Annotated in this window: 22 protein-coding genes and 1 tRNA gene; 2 read left to right on the top strand and 21 right to left on the bottom strand. The window is 58.2% G+C overall.

All coding sequences use genetic code 11. The features are described 5' to 3' along the window. Window positions 1–24 precede the first annotated feature (24 nt). From EV660_RS06680 to EV660_RS06605, 16 genes are all read right to left on the bottom strand, one after another. The gene (locus tag EV660_RS06680) at window positions 25–261 is read right to left on the bottom strand and encodes an Lrp/AsnC ligand binding domain-containing protein (protein ID WP_071480933.1); all 237 of its coding nucleotides are present in this window, start codon (window positions 259–261) and stop codon (window positions 25–27) included. Between the two features lie 113 nt (window positions 262–374). Next, entirely contained in the window at window positions 375–1,898 is a 1,524-nt protein-coding gene (locus EV660_RS06675) for an ATP-dependent DNA helicase (protein WP_071480932.1), read from the bottom strand. A gap of 62 nt (window positions 1,899–1,960) precedes the next feature. Then, window positions 1,961–2,173: a hypothetical protein gene (locus tag EV660_RS06670; RefSeq protein WP_071480931.1), complete on the bottom strand. Its 213-nt coding sequence runs from the start codon at window positions 2,171–2,173 to the stop codon at window positions 1,961–1,963. A 128-nt stretch (window positions 2,174–2,301) separates the two neighbouring features. Next, on the bottom strand, window positions 2,302–3,594 hold the full coding sequence (gene ccrA / locus EV660_RS06665; RefSeq protein WP_071482153.1) for a crotonyl-CoA carboxylase/reductase: 1,293 nt from the start codon (window positions 3,592–3,594) through the stop codon (window positions 2,302–2,304). 114 nt (window positions 3,595–3,708) lie between these two features. After that, entirely contained in the window at window positions 3,709–5,163 is a 1,455-nt protein-coding gene (locus EV660_RS06660) for a 1-acyl-sn-glycerol-3-phosphate acyltransferase (protein ID WP_071480930.1), read from the bottom strand. Window positions 5,164–5,320: 157 nt separating this feature from the next. Then, window positions 5,321–5,743: a nucleoside-diphosphate kinase gene (ndk, locus tag EV660_RS06655; protein ID WP_071482152.1), complete on the bottom strand. Its 423-nt coding sequence runs from the start codon at window positions 5,741–5,743 to the stop codon at window positions 5,321–5,323. Between the two features lie 188 nt (window positions 5,744–5,931). After that, a tRNA-Phe gene (locus tag EV660_RS06650) sits at window positions 5,932–6,006 on the bottom strand. Window positions 6,007–6,109: 103 nt separating this feature from the next. Continuing rightward, entirely contained in the window at window positions 6,110–6,286 is a 177-nt protein-coding gene (locus tag EV660_RS06645; RefSeq protein ID WP_071480929.1) for a DNA gyrase inhibitor YacG, read from the bottom strand. Beyond that, window positions 6,283–7,320: a ribonuclease E/G gene (locus tag EV660_RS06640; RefSeq protein WP_071480928.1), complete on the bottom strand. Its 1,038-nt coding sequence runs from the start codon at window positions 7,318–7,320 to the stop codon at window positions 6,283–6,285. The genes EV660_RS06645 and EV660_RS06640 overlap by 4 nt, the downstream gene beginning before the upstream one ends. Beyond that, window positions 7,317–7,886, bottom strand: coding sequence for a Maf family protein (locus EV660_RS06635; RefSeq protein ID WP_071480927.1), 570 nt, complete (start codon window positions 7,884–7,886; stop codon window positions 7,317–7,319). The genes EV660_RS06640 and EV660_RS06635 overlap by 4 nt, the downstream gene beginning before the upstream one ends. A 3-nt stretch (window positions 7,887–7,889) precedes the next feature. Next, on the bottom strand, window positions 7,890–8,108 hold the full coding sequence (infA, locus tag EV660_RS06630; RefSeq protein ID WP_071470354.1) for a translation initiation factor IF-1: 219 nt from the start codon (window positions 8,106–8,108) through the stop codon (window positions 7,890–7,892). A 77-nt stretch (window positions 8,109–8,185) separates the two neighbouring features. Next, complete coding sequence (locus EV660_RS06625) at window positions 8,186–9,073, bottom strand: carbon-nitrogen hydrolase family protein (RefSeq protein WP_071480926.1); 888 nt, start codon at window positions 9,071–9,073, stop codon at window positions 8,186–8,188. Beyond that, window positions 9,070–9,657, bottom strand: a complete 588-nt coding sequence (locus EV660_RS06620; protein WP_071480925.1) for a GNAT family N-acetyltransferase — start codon at window positions 9,655–9,657, stop codon at window positions 9,070–9,072. The genes EV660_RS06625 and EV660_RS06620 overlap by 4 nt, the downstream gene beginning before the upstream one ends. Further along, a complete protein-coding gene (locus EV660_RS06615; protein WP_071480924.1) occupies window positions 9,654–10,052 on the bottom strand; it encodes a ketosteroid isomerase-related protein in 399 nt (132 codons plus the stop codon). The genes EV660_RS06620 and EV660_RS06615 overlap by 4 nt, the downstream gene beginning before the upstream one ends. A 3-nt stretch (window positions 10,053–10,055) precedes the next feature. Beyond that, window positions 10,056–10,514 (bottom strand): arsenate-mycothiol transferase ArsC, encoded by a 459-nt coding sequence (locus EV660_RS06610; RefSeq protein ID WP_071480923.1) that lies wholly within the window; start codon window positions 10,512–10,514, stop codon window positions 10,056–10,058. Beyond that, complete coding sequence (locus EV660_RS06605) at window positions 10,515–10,994, bottom strand: UPF0262 family protein (RefSeq protein WP_071480922.1); 480 nt, start codon at window positions 10,992–10,994, stop codon at window positions 10,515–10,517. A gap of 251 nt (window positions 10,995–11,245) precedes the next feature. Between EV660_RS06605 and EV660_RS06600 the strand changes: the two genes are divergently transcribed. Further along, window positions 11,246–12,451: an aminopeptidase P family protein gene (locus tag EV660_RS06600; protein WP_071480921.1), complete on the top strand. Its 1,206-nt coding sequence runs from the start codon at window positions 11,246–11,248 to the stop codon at window positions 12,449–12,451. Between the two features lie 226 nt (window positions 12,452–12,677). Here the strand turns inward: EV660_RS06600 and EV660_RS06595 are convergent, their stop codons facing one another. The 5 genes from EV660_RS06595 to rpsF form a co-directional block, all read right to left on the bottom strand. Then, on the bottom strand, window positions 12,678–13,724 hold the full coding sequence (locus tag EV660_RS06595; protein ID WP_071480920.1) for a YeeE/YedE family protein: 1,047 nt from the start codon (window positions 13,722–13,724) through the stop codon (window positions 12,678–12,680). Between the two features lie 86 nt (window positions 13,725–13,810). Next, window positions 13,811–14,101, bottom strand: a complete 291-nt coding sequence (locus EV660_RS06590; protein ID WP_100319262.1) for an ArsR/SmtB family transcription factor — start codon at window positions 14,099–14,101, stop codon at window positions 13,811–13,813. A 349-nt stretch (window positions 14,102–14,450) separates the two neighbouring features. Next, the gene (gene rplI, locus EV660_RS06585) at window positions 14,451–15,056 is read right to left on the bottom strand and encodes a 50S ribosomal protein L9 (RefSeq protein ID WP_071480918.1); all 606 of its coding nucleotides are present in this window, start codon (window positions 15,054–15,056) and stop codon (window positions 14,451–14,453) included. Window positions 15,057–15,068: 12 nt separating this feature from the next. Continuing rightward, the gene (gene rpsR, locus EV660_RS06580) at window positions 15,069–15,296 is read right to left on the bottom strand and encodes a 30S ribosomal protein S18 (protein WP_025061827.1); all 228 of its coding nucleotides are present in this window, start codon (window positions 15,294–15,296) and stop codon (window positions 15,069–15,071) included. 14 nt (window positions 15,297–15,310) lie between these two features. Beyond that, entirely contained in the window at window positions 15,311–15,682 is a 372-nt protein-coding gene (gene rpsF / locus EV660_RS06575) for a 30S ribosomal protein S6 (RefSeq protein WP_071482151.1), read from the bottom strand. Between the two features lie 259 nt (window positions 15,683–15,941). Here rpsF and EV660_RS06570 point away from each other — a divergent pair, with 259 nt between their 5' ends. Then, window positions 15,942–16,517, top strand: a complete 576-nt coding sequence (locus EV660_RS06570; RefSeq protein ID WP_071480917.1) for a biotin transporter BioY — start codon at window positions 15,942–15,944, stop codon at window positions 16,515–16,517. The last annotated feature ends 10 nt before the right edge of the window (window positions 16,518–16,527 follow it).

Raw genomic sequence — 16,527 nt, 5'->3', positions numbered from 1 at the left:
TATGGTCGTTGATCGCGACAGCCCTCAGAATGCGCGAAATGTCATGGTCGTGACTGTGCGGCTGATGCCCGGTATGTCGAACAGGCGTTTGGTCAGGAAATGACCCACATCTTCACCCTCTGGGATGTAAACCTTTGCGATCAGGTCGAAATCCCCCGAGGTGGAATAAAGTTCTGACACCACTTCACGGTCATAGATGGCATCTGCAACCTCATAGGTCTTGCCGGGCTGGCAGCGGAACTGGACGAATACGCAGCGCATCGAAACCTCCTGTCAGGGTGTGTCTATTCGGGGCCTCAAAGGCCATGCCACCTGTGTTGCAGCAATGCGGCGCTTATGGCAAGCCTTCGCGGATGGTTCTGTGTGCGCAAGCCTCAACTCTCGGCCGCGAGGGCCAGCGGGGCGGGGGCCGCGCCCAGATCAGCAGTTGAGAGGGTGGTCTTCGGGCGGGCAAGCCGGTTGCGAATGACCCAATGCAAACGGTGTTCTGCGCGCGTGATCGCGACATAGGCCAGCCGTTTCCATAGGGGTATACCGGCCTCTGACCGGCCCGCGCGTGCAGCCGCGAACAGGTCGGGGGCGAAAACCTGAACATCGGGCCATTGAGAGCCTTGCGCCTTGTGAATCGTGACCGCGGCCCCATGAACAAAGGCTGCGCCCATTGTGGCGGCATAAGGAATGAAGGGCTCTTCTTCAGGGTCGGTTTCGATCTTGATGATCGAGGCAACCGAAATCTGCGGATCTTCGGCACCGAAGATATGAAGACGAGAGAAACCAGGTTTGCGACCGGGGCCAAGATAGACCACCTGTGCGCCCTTGATCAGGCCGCGTGCTTCCAGATCTATGCGTTTCTTGCGGTGTTTCAGCGGCAGTTCCAGCCCGTCGCAGATAAGGGGTTCGCCGGCCATCAACTCGGTCTCGGGGGCGCCATGTGCAGCGCGGAACGCGTTGATCAGGCGCAGCCGCGTGGCATTGCGCCAGACCAGCACAGGAGAGCGCGCCATAAGATCGCTGTCCACGCGCTCTGCCAGATGCACGCGGTCGTCGCGGTTTGCGGCGTCTTGCAAGCGGGACTCGAAGTCCTCGAACCCAAGCTCTGGATCAGCGAGAGAATGGGCGAGGTCCAGAATCGGATTATCCTGCGCCTGACGGTGTATGCGCGACAGGCGCAATTGCGCAGGCGCAGGCAGCTTGTCGAACACCATTTCCCCGGATTGGCCGACAGGGGCAAGCTGCGCAGGGTCGCCGAACAGAATGAGCGTCGAGAAAAGTTCCTGCAAATCCTCCAACTGGCGGGCGTCGAGCATCGAGCTTTCATCAACGAAGCCAATATCAAGCGGGTCTTCGCGCCGTTTCCAGCCGGTGATGAAATCTGACCCGCGTAAACCGGCAGCGGCAAGCGCGCCGGGAATGGATTTGACCTGCGCATAGAATGCATGTGCGCGGTCCAGCGCGGTATCGCTTAACCCTTCGACAGTGGGGCGGGGCAGGGCGCCTGTCAGCCATTCGGCAATGCGTTCATATTCGGGGTCGTAGACGGGCGTGTAGAGAATTCGGTGGATCGTGGTGGCTGCAACGCCGCGCCCGCGCAGCACCGAAGCTGCCTTGTTGGTCGGGGCCAGCACTGCAAGGCTGCGTCGTTCACGTTTGCGCCGCCCCTCATAATCGCCGGAGATCAGCTCTACCCCCATTTCCAGCAGGGTGCGGGTCAGATCCGCCAGAAGCATGGTCTTGCCAGATCCGGCCTTGCCCATGACGGCAAGGGTCGCGCGCGTGTCTTGCGGTTGGACAACGCACTGCCCTTCGGCCAGATGAACACCCGCCGATGCAAGCACTTCAGCGATACGATCCCAAGCTTCGGCCTGATCTGGGGAAAATTCAACGATAGCGTCTGACATGGCGTCAACCTAGCGTATGACATCAGAGAAGTGCAGCGCATTTCAACACCAGATCGAAGAAATCAGCGGCTTTGGTCGTCCGGCCCGTTCTCGCCGTTGCTGCGCTTCTTGCCTTCGCTGTCCTGTCCCTCCAGCGTGGCCTGCTCGATATGCGCCAGATGAATGGCCTGTTCCAGATGTTCAGCCAAAGCGGGCAAGCCGTTTCGCGCCGCATATTTGCGAACTTCGCCCAGGGTTTCGATCAGCCAGCTATGCGACACAACGGTGTGCTCCATCAACGCAGACTCATCATGTCTGCCAGCTACACGCTAGATCGTGGCAGTTAATGTGTGCTTACGGCCGCCATAAAAAAACGCCGTGCAGCCGGGGCTGCACGGCGGTCTGACATGAATTCAACTGCTGTTTAGCGCTTTGGCCCTGCTTCAAGCGCATCTTCGAATGTGCGCAGCCCAGTACGTGGGGCCTGAACCAGCACAGCCATGTTCCCGGGCTTGTGCTCGTTTCGGTACATTTTCACATGCGCCTGTGGAATTTCGGCCCAAGGAAACACTTCGGACATGCAGGGATCAAGGCGGCGCTCGATCATCAACTGATTGGCGGCAGATGCCTGTTTGAGATGCGCGAAATGGCTGCCTTGCAGGCGCTTCTGGTGCATCCACATATAGCGCACATCGAAAGTGCAGTTGAACCCGCTGGTTCCTGCGCAGATCACAACCATGCCACCCTTTTTGACAACCAGTGTCGAGACGGGGAAGGTTGCTTCGCCCGGATGCTCGAACACCATATCGACATTCACGCCCTTGCCGGTGATGTCCCAGATCGCCTTGCCGAATTTGCGCGCTTCTTTCAGCCATTCGTTATATTCGGGCGTGTTCACCTTTGGCAGTTGGCCCCAGCAGTTGAAGTCCTTGCGGTTGATCACACCTTTCGCGCCCTGATCCAGCACAAATTGACGCTTGCTTTCGTCAGAGATCACGCCGATTGCATTCGCGCCCGCCGTGTTGGCCAACTGGATTGCATAAGACCCAAGCCCCCCGGACGCCCCCCAGACCAGCACATTCTGACCCGGCTTCAGATCATGGGGTTCATGACCGAACAACATGCGGTACGCGGTGGCCAGTGTCAGCGTGTAACAAGCTGATTCTTCCCATGTCAGGTGCTTGGGGCGCGGCATAAGCTGCTGGGCCTGCACATTGGTGAATTGCGCAAAAGACCCGTCTGGCGTCTCATAGCCCCATATCCGCTGGCTGGGCGAGAACATTGGGTCGCCGCCATTGCAGTGTTCGTCATCACCGTCATCCTGATTGCAGTGGATCACGACCTCATCACCCACTTTCCAGCGCTTGACTGCAGACCCGACAGCCCAGACAATGCCCGAAGCATCTGATCCGGCAATATGGAATGGTGCCTTGTGCACATCAAAAGGCGAGATCGGCTCGCCCAGACCGGCCCAGATACCGTTGTAATTGACGCCCGCCGCCATCACCAGAACCAGCACCTCATGGCTGTCAAGTGTGGGGATATCGACCACTTCGACCTGCATGGCCTTTTCCGGGGTGCCGTGACGCTCGCGTCGAATGGCCCATGCATACATCTGTTTTGGCACATAGCCCAAGGGAGGCATCTCGCCGATTTCATAAAGGTCTTTTTCCGGCGCGTCGTAATGCGCAATGCCGTCCTGAGTGTCCAGAGCCATGAGTGCCTCCATTCGCAATATCTGTTGGGCCGTAGCCCGGTGGGTTGTGCTGCGTTGCAGAAATTAATGCCGCGCTTGCAGTATCGATAAAAGCGCGCACGCAACAATGCAACCCTATTTAATCACATTTTGTAATTTTATGTCTTCGTGTGTGTCGGGGTCCTGGAGTGTTTGGCCCGTATCAGCGGCAATGCCTATCTGCGCATCGCATCTTTGCAAGGTTGAGGCAGCATAGAAGCCAAGCACAGGCTCCTCGCCCGGGGTTGTCGTGATGTGATCCGACTCGACGCTGATGATTCCACGCAAGCTCAGGGCGGCCAGCCCCAGCGTTACATGTTCCTTCTCTGGCTCTTGTGGCAAATGAAGCCAAGCCTTGCGATTGTGCAGATCAGCGCGCAGCCGGTCGCATTCCTCAAGCAGTTGCGCGCGCGAACACGCGCCGCCACAGCGCACAAGGGCCGCCGCAACAAAGGGTACCGGCAATACCGGCACAGCAGAACGAATACGCTGCATCAGATGATCGGCCAGTGTCTCGGTGCTTGCATCGGGTTCATGTGTCAAAAACTCGCGCAGGGAGAGGGGCGCGCCATAGCACACTGCTGCATAGCCAAAGGGCGTGAACTGTCCGCGCAGCTTTTGCCAGATGATGCGCAGGGTGAAACCAATAACAACTTTCACCCTGACGGGGAACCGCCGTATGCCCTGCAAACCCGCTGAAATAAGCACCCTGTCTTCAAGTATACGGTCGTAATTCAGGGCGACAGGTACGAAAACCACGTCTTGCCCCTCGTGCAGCTTGAAGCCACGAACGATGTAATGCAGCAGGCCCTTTCTGGCATTGCCAACAGTGCCGGTCAGACTTAGCCCGCCTTCGGGAAAGATCGCTTGTGTTGTCCCCTGCTGGACAGACATTTGCACATAGCGTGCAAGGATGGCACGGTATAGCGGATTGGAATAGCGCCTGCGAATGAAATAGGCCCCCATCGCCCGGATCAACGCCTTGAGCGGCCAGACCCGCGCCCATTCACCAACCGCATAGCTCAGCGCCGAATGCTTGGAGGCAAGCCATGTGATCAGCACGTAATCCATGTTGGAGCGGTGGTTCATCACAAAAACCACAGCTGCGCGCGAATCAATCTGTTGCAGGCCGGGGGAGTCTGCGCCCCCGATCCTTACGTGATACAGCCCCTGACTGATCCGTTGCGCCAGTTTGATCGCAAACCCGAAATATGTGGCGGTTGAGAAGCCCGGCACGATTTCGCGGGCATAGGATCGCGCCTTCTCAAAGGCGACATTAGGCGGCACACCTTCTTCGCGGGCATAATCGCGCACCGCTTCCATAACTTGCGGATCATAGATCAGCCGTGTCACCTGATCTTGCCTGCGCATGATCTTGAACGGTTCAATCGGGCGTTGCAGCCTGTTGTTCAATTTGGCAACGGCCCGTTCCATCCTGCGGCGGAAGAACCAGCGAACCGATGGGAATAGAAAATGCGATGCGAACGTCACCGCAGCAAACGCAAGGATCAGAATCAGCGCCCAGAGGGGCAAAGTTACAGTCTGGAACATGATCACTATCTTGCAGGAAAGCGGGCATTGGTAAATGCCACAACAGGTTAGCCCGTGTTTTACAAAAATGGCCCCGGATCATATCCGGGGCCAGCGTCTATTACACAAACATTACCGCGCAGTGCCCGAGAAGGGGGCTGTCGCGCGCTGAGTGGCTTCAGCCGACCAGTTCCAGACCAGAGAAGAAAAAGGCAATCTCGGCAGCGGCTGTTTCCGGCGCATCAGACCCGTGAACCGAGTTTTCGCCAACCGACTGCGCAAATTCCGCGCGGATCGTACCAGCAGCGGCATCGGCGGGATTGGTCGCGCCCATGACTTCGCGGTTCTTGGCAATTGCACCTTCGCCTTCCAGAACCTGCGCGACAACGGGGGCAGAGGCCATGAATTCGCACAATTCATCATAGAAGGGGCGCTCGGCATGTACTTCGTAGAATTTACCAGCCTGAGCCTTGGTCAGATGAATGCGCTTTTGCGCGATGATGCGCAGACCCGCTTCTTCGAATTTGGCATTTATCTTGCCGGTCAGGTTGCGGTTGGTCGCGTCGGGTTTGATAATCGACAGCGTACGTTCAGTAGCCATGGTATTCTCCAGAAAAATGTCAATCCGAGCGTCGCGCCCAGTCGTCGCGGCCCTTACCATGCCACAACGGAAGAGGGAAGCCTTCACGCCGATGGAACGGGTGGATTTGCTCAAATTCAAAATATTCGGACCGAACACATCACAGCGGTCAAGCAAAGACTGCAACCGACCTTAAACCGTGTTAAGAGTGGTGCCCGGGGGCGGAATCGAACCACCGACACGAGGATTTTCAATCCACTGCTCTACCCCTGAGCTACCCGGGCACGGGTGCATCTTTCGATGCGAAGCGCGGCTGTTTCGCGCTGGGTGAGGGTGTCTTATTGCAGGGATTCGGTACTGTCCAGAGGCTTTGAAAAAAAACTGTCGCTAAGCTTGATCATCTTTCCCGACCGGATCAGACGGGTCATCATCTTCCTCGGTCAAGGGCACCGGAATTGCGTAATCTTCACGGAACCATCGTGCCAGATCCACATCGGCGCAGCGCCGTGAACAAAACGGGCGATATGCCGGATCTGCCGGCTTTTTGCAGATTGGGCATTTCATCTCAGCATCAGTTTCAAGGGCATTCGGTCGCGTTTGCGGGTCAGTTCGAAATTTCCCAGCGGTGTCCATCCCGCCAGCGACACATCGCGCCCGTCATTGCGAAAGGCGGCGCGCAGGGATTGTTCGAGGATCTGGCGCTCTTTTTTGGGAAAGGGCGCAAAATCAATCACGATCTGACCACCTATGCCGCGCAGGCGTAATTGGCGCGGCAAGTCGCGCACACAGGCGATATTCGCCTTCAACCCTGCTGCTGGGCTTGTGTCGGGGCCAGTGTTGACATCGACGGCAATCAGGGCGCGGGTGGGTTCGATCACCATCGACGCCCCGTTTGGCAGGCCGGTTTCAGGCTGTAGCAAAAGCTCGATCGCTTCGGTCACGTCATGACGCGAGAAGCTGCCCGTTGTGTCGTCCAGCGTGTCGGGTTCTGGCCAGTCGCGCCATGCGGCCAGATGCGGGGAGGGCGCATCCACAAGGATTTCGGGCGCGCCTTCGGTGTCGACGAGCACAGCTTCGGCCAGATCGCGCATTTGCGCAATGTCTGCCAGAATGTCGTCATCGTCGGCCCCCTCACAGGCCGAGCGCAGAATAAGCCCAAGTGCCGGGTCTGCGCCTGACATGGCGTCTTGTGCCAGTTGCGACAACTCGGCATGTCGCGCAGGGTCGTCAATCTGGCGCGAGACATTCAGCCCCGGCGCGTCTGGCGTGATGATCGCATAGCGGCTTTTGAACATCAGGCGGGTGCCAAGTGGCAGGGCCTTGCCCGACTCTGCCCAGCCGGTTACCTGCACCAGCAGCGACATTCCCGGCCGCAGCCCTTTGGTCTGGCGCAGAAAGCCACTCTGGCCGCCAGGCAAGTCCACAAACGCACCACCAAGACCTTTGACCGGGCGACCCAGTTTGCCCCGGCACAGCGTTTCAGGGGCAAGCGTGTCGTCATCTGCGGCGATCAGCAAGTCTACCAGACGACCGTCGACCATACGCGCAGCCGCTTCGCGGCCTTGAAACTGGTCCAGTGCGATCACGCTGCCTTTCATGTGTCCCACCTCAGCCCTGCGGCGCGCAAGATTTGCGCTGTCTCCATCGCCGGCAAGCCCATCACGCCGGTAAATGACCCCTGTATCCACGGAATGAAAGCCCCGCCACGGCCCTGAATAGCATATCCGCCTGCTTTTCCTTGCCACTCGCCAGATGCAAGATAGTCGTTCAATTCTACATCCGAGAGGCGTTTCATCTTGACCGCTGTGACTTGCGTGCGCGCCCAGTGTTGTGCCCCGCGCCGCACAGCAAGTGCGGTTATGACATTATGTCGTCGTCCAGACAGTTTGAGCAGATACTCCGCCGCCTGTGCGGCATTCTCGGGCTTGCCCAATATGCGACGGCCCAGTGCAACCGTGGTATCAGCCACCAGCACGATATCATCGGGGTCCGAGGCGATTGCGTCCAGCTTGGCGCGTGTCACGCGTTCGCAATAGGGGCGGGGCAGTTCGCCCTTTTGCGGCGTCTCGTCTATATCTGCCGCAATTACTGCGTCAGGAATGATTCCCAACCCCGCCAGAATCTCTTTTCGGCGTGGGCTGCCAGAGCCTAGAATCAGGCGCATGGCTTATTTGAAACGGTAATTGATACGACCCTTTGTCAGGTCATAGGGGGTCATTTCCACCTGAACCTTGTCGCCGACCAGAACACGGATGCGGTTCTTGCGCATCTTGCCTGCCATATGTGCGTTGATTTCATGGCCGTTTTCCAGCTCGACCCGAAATGTCGCATTTGGCAGAAGTTCCTTCACGACACCGGGGAATTCGAGCAGTTCTTCCTTGGCCATGGTAACTCCATCTTTGCACGTCGCACGGAAACCGTGCGACGCTTAAATGCGCGCAATACGCGGGGTTTTCAAGCCTTTTATAGGGGTTTGCAGTGCTCAACGGGCAATGAAATGCGTGCTTGCTGTTCATCCCAATGCGCATGGTTCAGAACCGCACCTTCGCGGCGTACGCGCGCAATGGCCTCTAGGCTGACCTCTGCGATGGCCCAGCCGGGTGAATTGAGCGCTGTCTGCGCCACGATACCAGTTTCAGGAAAGCCCAGATCGGGCGGGCCGTAGATAGCGGCGGCGCCTGTATTCTGATCCACCGCAGGGCACCACTCGGCCGGGCCGACTGTCGGCGAATGCACCGCAACACATTGATTTTCAAGCGCTCGCGCCATCGCACCCACCTTGACGCGCGTATAGCCTGCCAAAGCTTCAGTGGCTGACGGGACCAGCAAGATTTCTGCGCCAGCTTCTGTCAATGCGCGCGCCAGAAGCGGGAATTCACTGTCATAACAGATCACGATGCCCAGCTTGCCAACCGCGGTGTCAAACACGCGCAACCCGCTGCCGGGCGCGATGTCCCATTCCTCACGCTCGAACCGGGTCATGATCTGCTTGTCCTGATGCCCGATAACCCCGTCAGGGCCATACAGGACTGCGCGGTTCACGGGACGGGCGCTGACATCCTGCGCGGGACCACTTGCGCCAAGAATGTGAACGCCGTGTTGCCGCGCAAGCGCGCAATGCAAATCCGTGACCGCTGCGCTGTGGCGCATCACCTCGTGCAGCGCGGCTTCCAGATCGGCTGCGACAGCGGCGCCGCCAAGGCTTGCCAGTTCCATCGCCCCATATTCGGGAAAGACGAGCAAATCTGCCCCGTCATCGGCGGCCCGTGCCACCCAATCCGAGATTTTCGCCTGATAGGCTGCCCAATCGGGCAAAAAGTCGAGCGGGTAGGCCGCAGTTGCGATTTTCATAAGTCCCTCATCCAGAATTGCAGGGGTTTGAGGCTGTCTTCTTCCGCGCCAAGATCGCGCCAGCTGAACCGGGCTATGACCGACTCCAACGGTGCATAGCCCCGCGCATGCCAGAAGGCATCGAGGGGGCGATAGGTGTCCGGGCGGGCAGGGTGGTCGGCTGGCCGGATCACGCTGCAAAACGCGGCTTTTGTATAGCCAAGCTTGCGCGCGTGATTTTCGCGCAGGTCAAAGAAGCGATGGCCCGCGCCTTGCCCGCGATATTGCGGCAGTAGAACAGATTCGGCACAGTAGAAGATCTTGGTAATGTCCAGGTCAGTGTTCCGAAAGGCCTGCGCAAATTCCGCATCTGCATCTGCAAGCGGAAGCCCGGTTGACGCGCCAACCAGTTCCGGCCCATCAAAGGCCGCCACGATAATCGCGCGCGGGTTGTCACGGTAAGCTTGCAGATAGCTGCGCTCATAGTCCAGATCGCCGTCATATAAATACGGCCAGTCCCGAAAAACCTTGATGCGCAAAGCGGCCAGCCCGTCAATGACAGGCGCGCTTTGCGTTCCGCTAAGGGCTTCAAACCGCAATGTCATGCGCTGACCTGTGAGATCCAGTCTTGCAGGTTGTAATATGTGGTGATGCGGGTGATCTTGCCCCCTTCAAGCGAGAAGAACGACCCCGCCGGCAGGACATATTTCTGGCCATTGGCCTCTGGCAGGCCGGGATCAGTTTGCAGATATTCGCCATGCACGGTGAATTCTGCTGCCGCGCGTGTGCCATCCTCAGTAACGAAGACGACCATATCGTGCAGCTCCTCGCGGTAGCTGACGCCCATATGGCCGCAAAACTCTGCGAATTTTCCGCGCCCCTCGCGCATATCGCCCTGATTGACGAAATGCTGCACATTATCGCTGACCAGAGCCAGCATGGTGTCCGTGTCGCCTGAATTGAAAGCGTTGAAGTAACGTTCGATAATCTCGCGGCTCATGCTCTACCCTTCTGTCGGTGGCCCGAAGCGGGCCAGTAGTCGTTCCTTGATCTGATCGCGCACCTGTCGATAGGCGGCAAGCTTGGCCTCGCGGGTTTCGCCAAGGCCGGACGGGTCCATGATCGGCCAGTATTCCACATCTATATGGGCAAAGCGGGTCAGTTCCAGCGCTTGCCTCTGGCTGGCAGGTGACAAGGCTACTATCAGATCAAACCCTGACAGGTCATCGCCCCAATCCACCATCTCCTCGAACGAACGGGCGCGATGGCGGTCCAGTTCCACCCCTTCTTCAAGGCTGACGGCCACAGAAAACCCATCCACTTCGCGGTCATTGCGCACGCCTGCTGACTGGACATAGGCGCGCTGACCATAGAGCTTTTTCATCAACCCTTCTGCGATGGGCGAGCGCACTGAATTGTGGTCGCAGCAAAACAGTACCGAAGAAGGGAAACGGTTCGCCATTCAGCCCCCGAAATGCAAAACGCAGATCAGGGTAAACAGCCTGCGGGCGGTGTCGATATCCATATCGGCCTTGCCCTCCAGTCGCTCTTGCAAAATGCGCGCACCCTCGTTGTGAATACCGCGCCGCGCCATGTCGATGGCTTCAATCTGGCTTGGTGGCAGGCGTTTGACAGCATCGAAGTAGCTGCCGCAGATCTGGTAATAATCCTTCACCACCTGCCGGAACGGGCCAAGGGATAGCAAAACTTCACCCAAAGCGGCCCCGGCTTCGTCATTCACTGCGATAACAAGGCGCCGGTCGCGTATGGCGAGGCGCATGGCAAAGGGGCCTTCAGGCGCTTTTTGCCCTTCGCGCGCAAGCAGCCTGAAGGAATTATCTTCCAGCAGGTCAAAAACCGCAACTTTGCGTTCTTGTTCAATCTCGGGTGTTGGGGTCGGCAACCCGCTATCATCTATCTCAATCTGGCAGATTCGGCTCATGGGGCTTCTTACTCAATTACTCTGTGATGTGATGCCCTGTCTGAAAGCGGTTCGCAAGCAATCCGGTCTTGTCAGTCGTTGTTTTCCTAGTTTACTCTCTTGATTGACCGCGATGGCGTCGTGGTCAAAGGTCGCAAATCGCGGCCCAACCCAGAGATGCACCTGCATTGGGTGTGTGCGGCCCTGAACGCCGGGGTCTCTCTCGGGCTGGGTCAGATGCCATCAGCCCCGACAAGACACAGGAGGGGGCGATGCAAGACCGTCCACAATATTTCAGGTTCCACCAAGGCAGCCGCGTGTTGCCATTCGCGCCGGAAGAATATGCGCAGCGCTTGCAGGGACTGCGCGCAATCATGGCGCGCGAAGGGGTTGAGGTGGCGGTCTTCACCTCTATGCACAATATCGCGTATTATTCGGGTTTTCTGTATTGCAGTTTCGGGCGGCCCTATGGGCTGGTGGTCACCATGCAGGACAGCGTCACGCTTAGCGCGGGCATAGACGGCGCGCAGCCGTGGCGGCGCGGATATGGCGACAACCTGACCTATACAGACTGGGAGCGCGATAATTTCTGGCGCGCCGTGGCCCACGTCGCCGGGCAGGGGCGGCGCGTGGGGTATGAAGGCGACCATCTGACACTGGCGCAGGCAGGCTTGCTGGATGCGTTTCTGGCCCCTGTGGCCAAGATGGATCTGGCCCCGGCCACAATGCAGCAACGAATGCGCAAATCACCGGCTGAATGTGACCTTATCCGCGCCGGGGCAAATGTTGCCGATCTGGGCGGTGCCGCAATCCGCGATGCAATCCGGCCCGGTGCGCGCGAGATTGACATTTCGATGGCGGGCCGCGATGCAATGGAGTTGGAGATTGCGCGTCGCTTTCCACAGGCCGAATATCGCGATAGCTGGGTCTGGTTCCAGTCCGGGATCAACACCGATGGTGCGCATAACCCGGTCACATCGCGCAAGCTGGAACATGGAGATATCCTGTCGCTGAACACCTTTCCGATGATTTCAGGCTATTATACGGCATTGGAGCGGACCCTGTTTCTGGGCGATGTTGATGCCGACAGCCTGCGCATCTGGCAGGCCAATGTTGCTGCGCATGAACTGGGGCTGTCGTTGCTAAAACCGGGGGCGCGTTGTTCAGAGGTGACCGCCGCGATTAATGCGTTTTTCGCAGAACATGACCTGCTGCAATATCGAAGTTTTGGCTATGGGCATTCCTTTGGTGTGCTGTCCCATTACTACGGGCGCGAAGCAGGGCTGGAGTTGCGCGAAGATATCGACACGGTGCTGGAACCGGGCATGGTCATTTCGATGGAGCCGATGCTGACAATCCCCGAAGGCCAACCCGGCGCTGGCGGATATCGCGAGCATGACATTGTCATCATGACAGAAGATGGGGCCGAGAATATAACCGGCTTCCCCTATGGACCAGAGGCCAATGTTATTGCTTGAGCGCTGGTGCGTTTGGTGACCCTCTGAGGCCAGCGCTTCTGTTCGTCCCCCACGACCTTGGCCTTTTTCAAGGCTGTGGGGGCGTTCCCGTTTGGCACTCGGATGTTTGCGTCATGCGGGTGAGGGCGGCAGCAGAGGGCTGACGCCCTTTGCTCCGCGTTGCAGGGAATCGCGCGAGAGGTATCTTCGTGCCTGTCGGGCGTCAGCTTTTGCCCTAAAGCTCAGCTCAGGCCGATTGGAATCCGCGTAAAAGCTGCCGAAGCCCGAACATCGCGCCTGCAACGATGCTGATGAACACCAGTGGTGCCGAAAACGCCAGCGTCGCCATTGCCGACGCACCCTGACCCACAGAACAGCCAACGGCGATCACACCGCCAACACCCATCAGACAGGCGCCAGCAACCTGACGGCCCAATTCGCGCGGGTCTTCGCAGGCTTCCCAGCGAAAGCGCTTGCGCCATGCAGCCGCAAGCGCCGCACCCGCAACGACACCGACAACAGAACCCACTGCAAAATTCAGCCCCCCCGCACTAGAGGTCATCAGATACAGGATCGTCCGGCCAAGAGGGGCAGTAAATGTGAAGCCTTCGACGGGGATGGCTTCCAGTGTTCCCATGCGCAGCACCGATGTTGCGATAAACGCATAGGCCAGTGACACCCCGACCACGACACCCCATGCAATCGTGCGCGGGGACTGGCGCAAATGCGGATGCGCAAGGCCGACCCCGATCAGCAGCAATCCCACAGGCACCGCAACCAGCAATGGCGAAAGCCCCGTCATCGCGGCAAAAGCATGCGCGAATCCTTGCGGGCTGTCTGCTTCGATCTGTGGAAACAGCGCCACGCGCAGGGGGGAAAGCGGCCCTGCCAGTGTGATGAAACCAGCGACTGCCATCATCATCACGATCAGAAATGACCGCAGGTCACCGCCACCCAGCCGCACCAGCGCCCCAAAACCACAATTGCCCGCAAGCGCCATGCCATAGCCGAACATCAGCCCGCCAAAAATGGCCGCCAACGGGTCGAAGGCGATCAGGTGATACGGGCTTTGGGAAATCAGCGCGAAACCCATCGCCTCGGCAGCAAACAGCACAAGGATCGCAACACCCAGCACAACGCCCCAAAGCCGCGCGCGACGTTGGTCGCCGCCATAGGCCGCACTCTCGATGGCGTTCAAGGTGCAGAAATCGCCCATTCGCGCGGCATAGCCAAGGCTTATGCCTCCAATCGCACCCGCAACACCCGCCAATATTGAGGGTGACACATCCCACATGGTTATTTCCTCCGCAGGAGCGCCCGGCTTCTAAACGCTCCCCTCGGTTCGAGTATAGCCATGAGACGCCACAGCGTCACGGAAAATCAGGACTTTTCTTGTGCGCAGAACATATCATACACAACCCCGATCAGGCGCGCGGCCTTGGGGTCGTGCAGGGCATAGTAGATGGTCTTGCCTTCGCGACGGCTGGATACAATCCCTTCCAGCCGAAGCCGCGCAAGTTGCTGGCTGACCGCAGCCTGTCGCGATTTCAACAGGTTCTCAAGCTCTGTCACCGATTTCTCACCAGAGGAGAGATGGCACAGAATCATCAAGCGGCCCTCATGCGCAAGCGCTTTCAGAAAACATGACGCGGCTTGCGCCTGTTCCAGCATGTCCACAGGTTCAAGTTCGGAACAGCCCGCATCTTCACCATACTGGGCTGCGTCGAGTTCTAGGCTCTCGTCATCGGCAAGGTCAGTTTGAAGCGACATGGTGTGCATCCTGTCGAGATAGGCCGTATTGCGGCCAGTTATCCGGGTTGTTTTTGATATGTTCAATTAAGTGAATATGTATAGCGCAAGTGCTGCTTTAACAAGTTCAGCAAGACGAATAAGCGGGAAATCCCCTTAAACGCGAGAGACTTGTGATAAAATACCGAAGATTGACCAGAAAATAGAACAACATTCCACAAAAATGCCCGCCATTTAGGCGGGCATTTGACTTTTCTACCTTAGGCAGGCTTCAGGACTCGCGCTGCTCGTCGCTGCCGCGCTGGTCATCTTCATCCATGCCAGCGGCACCGATGTCGTCGAACAGTTCAGAGATTTCGAATTCAGCAGCGGCTTCTTCTTCAGCAGCCAGTTCCTGAATCGACTTGCCCGAGGCTTGCAATTCTGCCTCCTCTGCCGAACGTGCGACGTTCAGACCAACTTCCACATCCACTTCGGGGTGCAGGTTGATCAGCGCTGTGTGCAGGCCAAGAACCTTGATCGGTGTCGTGATCACGATTTGACGGCGATCAATCTTGACGCCAGCTTCTGCCAGCAGATCGGCAACATCACGCGGGCTGACAGACCCGTAAAGCGCGCCGCCGTCAGATGCCTGACGGATCACGACATAGGTCTCGCCTTCCAGACGCGCAGCAACGGCTTGCGCTTCCTTGCGGGTTTCGAGGTTCTGGGCTTCAAGTTCTGCCTTGCGCACTTCGAACGACTTGATGTTGTCGTTGGACGCGCGCAGGGCCTTGCCCTGTGGCAGCAGGTAATTGCGCGCATAGCCGGGCTTGACGTTGACCACGTCGCCCATCTGGCCAAGCTTGGCCACGCGTTCCAAAAGGATAACTTGCATGTGTCGTTCTCCTTATTTCACAGCGTAGGGCAGCAATGCCAGAAACCGTGCGCGCTTGATGGCGCGGGCCAGTTCACGCTGCTTCTTCGCTGATACGGCGGTGATGCGCGAAGGCACGATCTTGCCACGCTCGGAAATATAGCGCTGTAGCAGACGTGTGTCTTTGTAGTCGATTGCGGGCGCGTTGTCGCCAGAGAAGGGGCAAACCTTGCGGCGGCGGAAAAACGGTTTTGTAGCCATATCTCAGATCTCCTTCACGATGCCCGACGACGCGGTTCACGGTCGCCACGTTCGCCGCGGTCATCCCGTTTCTGCATCTGGACCGAGGGGCCCTCTTCATGCGCATCCACCTTGATGGTCAGCACGCGCATTACGTCATCATGCAGACGCATCAGGCGTTCCATCTCCTGCACTGCTTCGGCAGGGGCATTGGTGCGCAGAAAGGCATAGTGCCCCTTGCGGTTCTTGTTGATCTTGTAGGCCATTGTCTTGACGCCCCAATACTCGTGATCCACGAGTGTTCCGCCATTATCGGCCAGAACAGCGCCAAAATGTTCAATCAGCGCTTCGGCCTGTGTGTTCGACAGGTCCTGACGCGCGATCATGACATGCTCGTATAGCGGCATGCGATCTCCAATCTGTGTCATGGGTGCATTTCAAAAGACAGGTTCCACCCTTCCACCCCTGCCTACGAGAGCTGCACCGGTTCCAAAACTGGCGGAAGGTTGCTGCGCAATAGCGGTTTCGGCGCACAAGCGCAAGCAAAAGGGGGCAGGCGCGGGCCAGTGTTGCAAAACACGCGCTCCCAGATTGCTGCACACTCTTGCCACGAAGGCCCTGCTGTCGCATAACGTGACAAACTCGCTTCAACAAAAGGTGTCCTAGATGGCTCACTCTACTCCCTTGGTCACAGCGCTTGGTGGCAATGACACGATCCTGCGTAAAGTGGCGATGGTTCTTTTCGGTTCCGTTCTGGTGGGCATGTCCGCACAAGTCAGCGTGCCCATGTTCCCGGTGCCAATGACATTGCAGACATTGGCGATTTCGCTGATCGGGCTGACCTATGGGGCAAGGCTGGCAGGGGCGACGCTGATCGTTTATCTGGCGCAGGGCGCGATGGGCTTTCCGCTCTTTGCTGGCGGCGCTGCAGGGGCGGTTCATCTTGTCGGGCCGACAGGCGGGTTTTTGATCGGCTTCGTTGCGATGGCATGGCTGACAGGGCTGATGGTCGAGCGCGGTCTGAACCGTGGTTTTCTGCGCCTGTTCGCGGCTGCACTGGTTCCCGGCCTTTTGCTGTTCGTGCCCGGTGTTCTGTGGCTCTGGACGATCACGCCGCTGGATATGAATGGCGCGATTGCTGCGGGTGCAGTGCCGTTTGTTCTGGGTGCCTTCGTCAAGGCAGCCGCCGCTGCCCTGATCGTCACCGGCGCTTTTGCCGCGCTGAAATCGCGCCTTGGCTAAACGAGACACA

It is taken from the genome of Roseinatronobacter bogoriensis DSM 18756, from assembly GCF_004366635.1.
GTDB lineage: Bacteria > Pseudomonadota > Alphaproteobacteria > Rhodobacterales > Rhodobacteraceae > Roseinatronobacter > Roseinatronobacter bogoriensis.
This window is presented reverse-complemented; position numbering and strand designations above follow the sequence as displayed.

Bases quoted from the DNA above. Each gene is read 5' to 3' on its own strand.
- EV660_RS06620 (WP_071480925.1), bottom strand. From the start codon at position 9,657: ATGACATTGCGGTTTGAAGCCCTTAGCGGAACGCAAAGCGCGCCTGTC.
- EV660_RS06615 (WP_071480924.1), bottom strand. From the start codon at position 10,052: ATGAGCCGCGAGATTATCGAACGTTACTTCAACGCTTTCAATTCAGGC.
- EV660_RS06600 (WP_071480921.1), top strand. From the start codon at position 11,246: ATGCAAGACCGTCCACAATATTTCAGGTTCCACCAAGGCAGCCGCGTG.
- EV660_RS06625 (WP_071480926.1), bottom strand. From the start codon at position 9,073: ATGAAAATCGCAACTGCGGCCTACCCGCTCGACTTTTTGCCCGATTGG.
- EV660_RS06595 (WP_071480920.1), bottom strand. From the start codon at position 13,724: ATGTGGGATGTGTCACCCTCAATATTGGCGGGTGTTGCGGGTGCGATT.
- rpsR (WP_025061827.1), bottom strand. From the start codon at position 15,296: ATGGCTACAAAACCGTTTTTCCGCCGCCGCAAGGTTTGCCCCTTCTCT.
- EV660_RS06570 (WP_071480917.1), top strand. From the start codon at position 15,942: ATGGCTCACTCTACTCCCTTGGTCACAGCGCTTGGTGGCAATGACACG.
- EV660_RS06660 (WP_071480930.1), bottom strand. From the start codon at position 5,163: ATGTTCCAGACTGTAACTTTGCCCCTCTGGGCGCTGATTCTGATCCTT.
- EV660_RS06635 (WP_071480927.1), bottom strand. From the start codon at position 7,886: ATGCGCCTGATTCTAGGCTCTGGCAGCCCACGCCGAAAAGAGATTCTG.
- infA (WP_071470354.1), bottom strand. From the start codon at position 8,108: ATGGCCAAGGAAGAACTGCTCGAATTCCCCGGTGTCGTGAAGGAACTT.
- rplI (WP_071480918.1), bottom strand. From the start codon at position 15,056: ATGCAAGTTATCCTTTTGGAACGCGTGGCCAAGCTTGGCCAGATGGGC.
- EV660_RS06675 (WP_071480932.1), bottom strand. From the start codon at position 1,898: ATGTCAGACGCTATCGTTGAATTTTCCCCAGATCAGGCCGAAGCTTGG.
- EV660_RS06670 (WP_071480931.1), bottom strand. From the start codon at position 2,173: ATGGAGCACACCGTTGTGTCGCATAGCTGGCTGATCGAAACCCTGGGC.
- ccrA (WP_071482153.1), bottom strand. From the start codon at position 3,594: ATGGCTCTGGACACTCAGGACGGCATTGCGCATTACGACGCGCCGGAA.
- rpsF (WP_071482151.1), bottom strand. From the start codon at position 15,682: ATGCCGCTATACGAGCATGTCATGATCGCGCGTCAGGACCTGTCGAAC.
- ndk (WP_071482152.1), bottom strand. From the start codon at position 5,743: ATGGCTACTGAACGTACGCTGTCGATTATCAAACCCGACGCGACCAAC.
- EV660_RS06640 (WP_071480928.1), bottom strand. From the start codon at position 7,320: ATGAAAGGCAGCGTGATCGCACTGGACCAGTTTCAAGGCCGCGAAGCG.
- EV660_RS06680 (WP_071480933.1), bottom strand. From the start codon at position 261: ATGCGCTGCGTATTCGTCCAGTTCCGCTGCCAGCCCGGCAAGACCTAT.
- EV660_RS06590 (WP_100319262.1), bottom strand. From the start codon at position 14,101: ATGCTGGAACAGGCGCAAGCCGCGTCATGTTTTCTGAAAGCGCTTGCG.
- EV660_RS06610 (WP_071480923.1), bottom strand. From the start codon at position 10,514: ATGGCGAACCGTTTCCCTTCTTCGGTACTGTTTTGCTGCGACCACAAT.
- EV660_RS06605 (WP_071480922.1), bottom strand. From the start codon at position 10,994: ATGAGCCGAATCTGCCAGATTGAGATAGATGATAGCGGGTTGCCGACC.
- EV660_RS06645 (WP_071480929.1), bottom strand. From the start codon at position 6,286: ATGAAATGCCCAATCTGCAAAAAGCCGGCAGATCCGGCATATCGCCCG.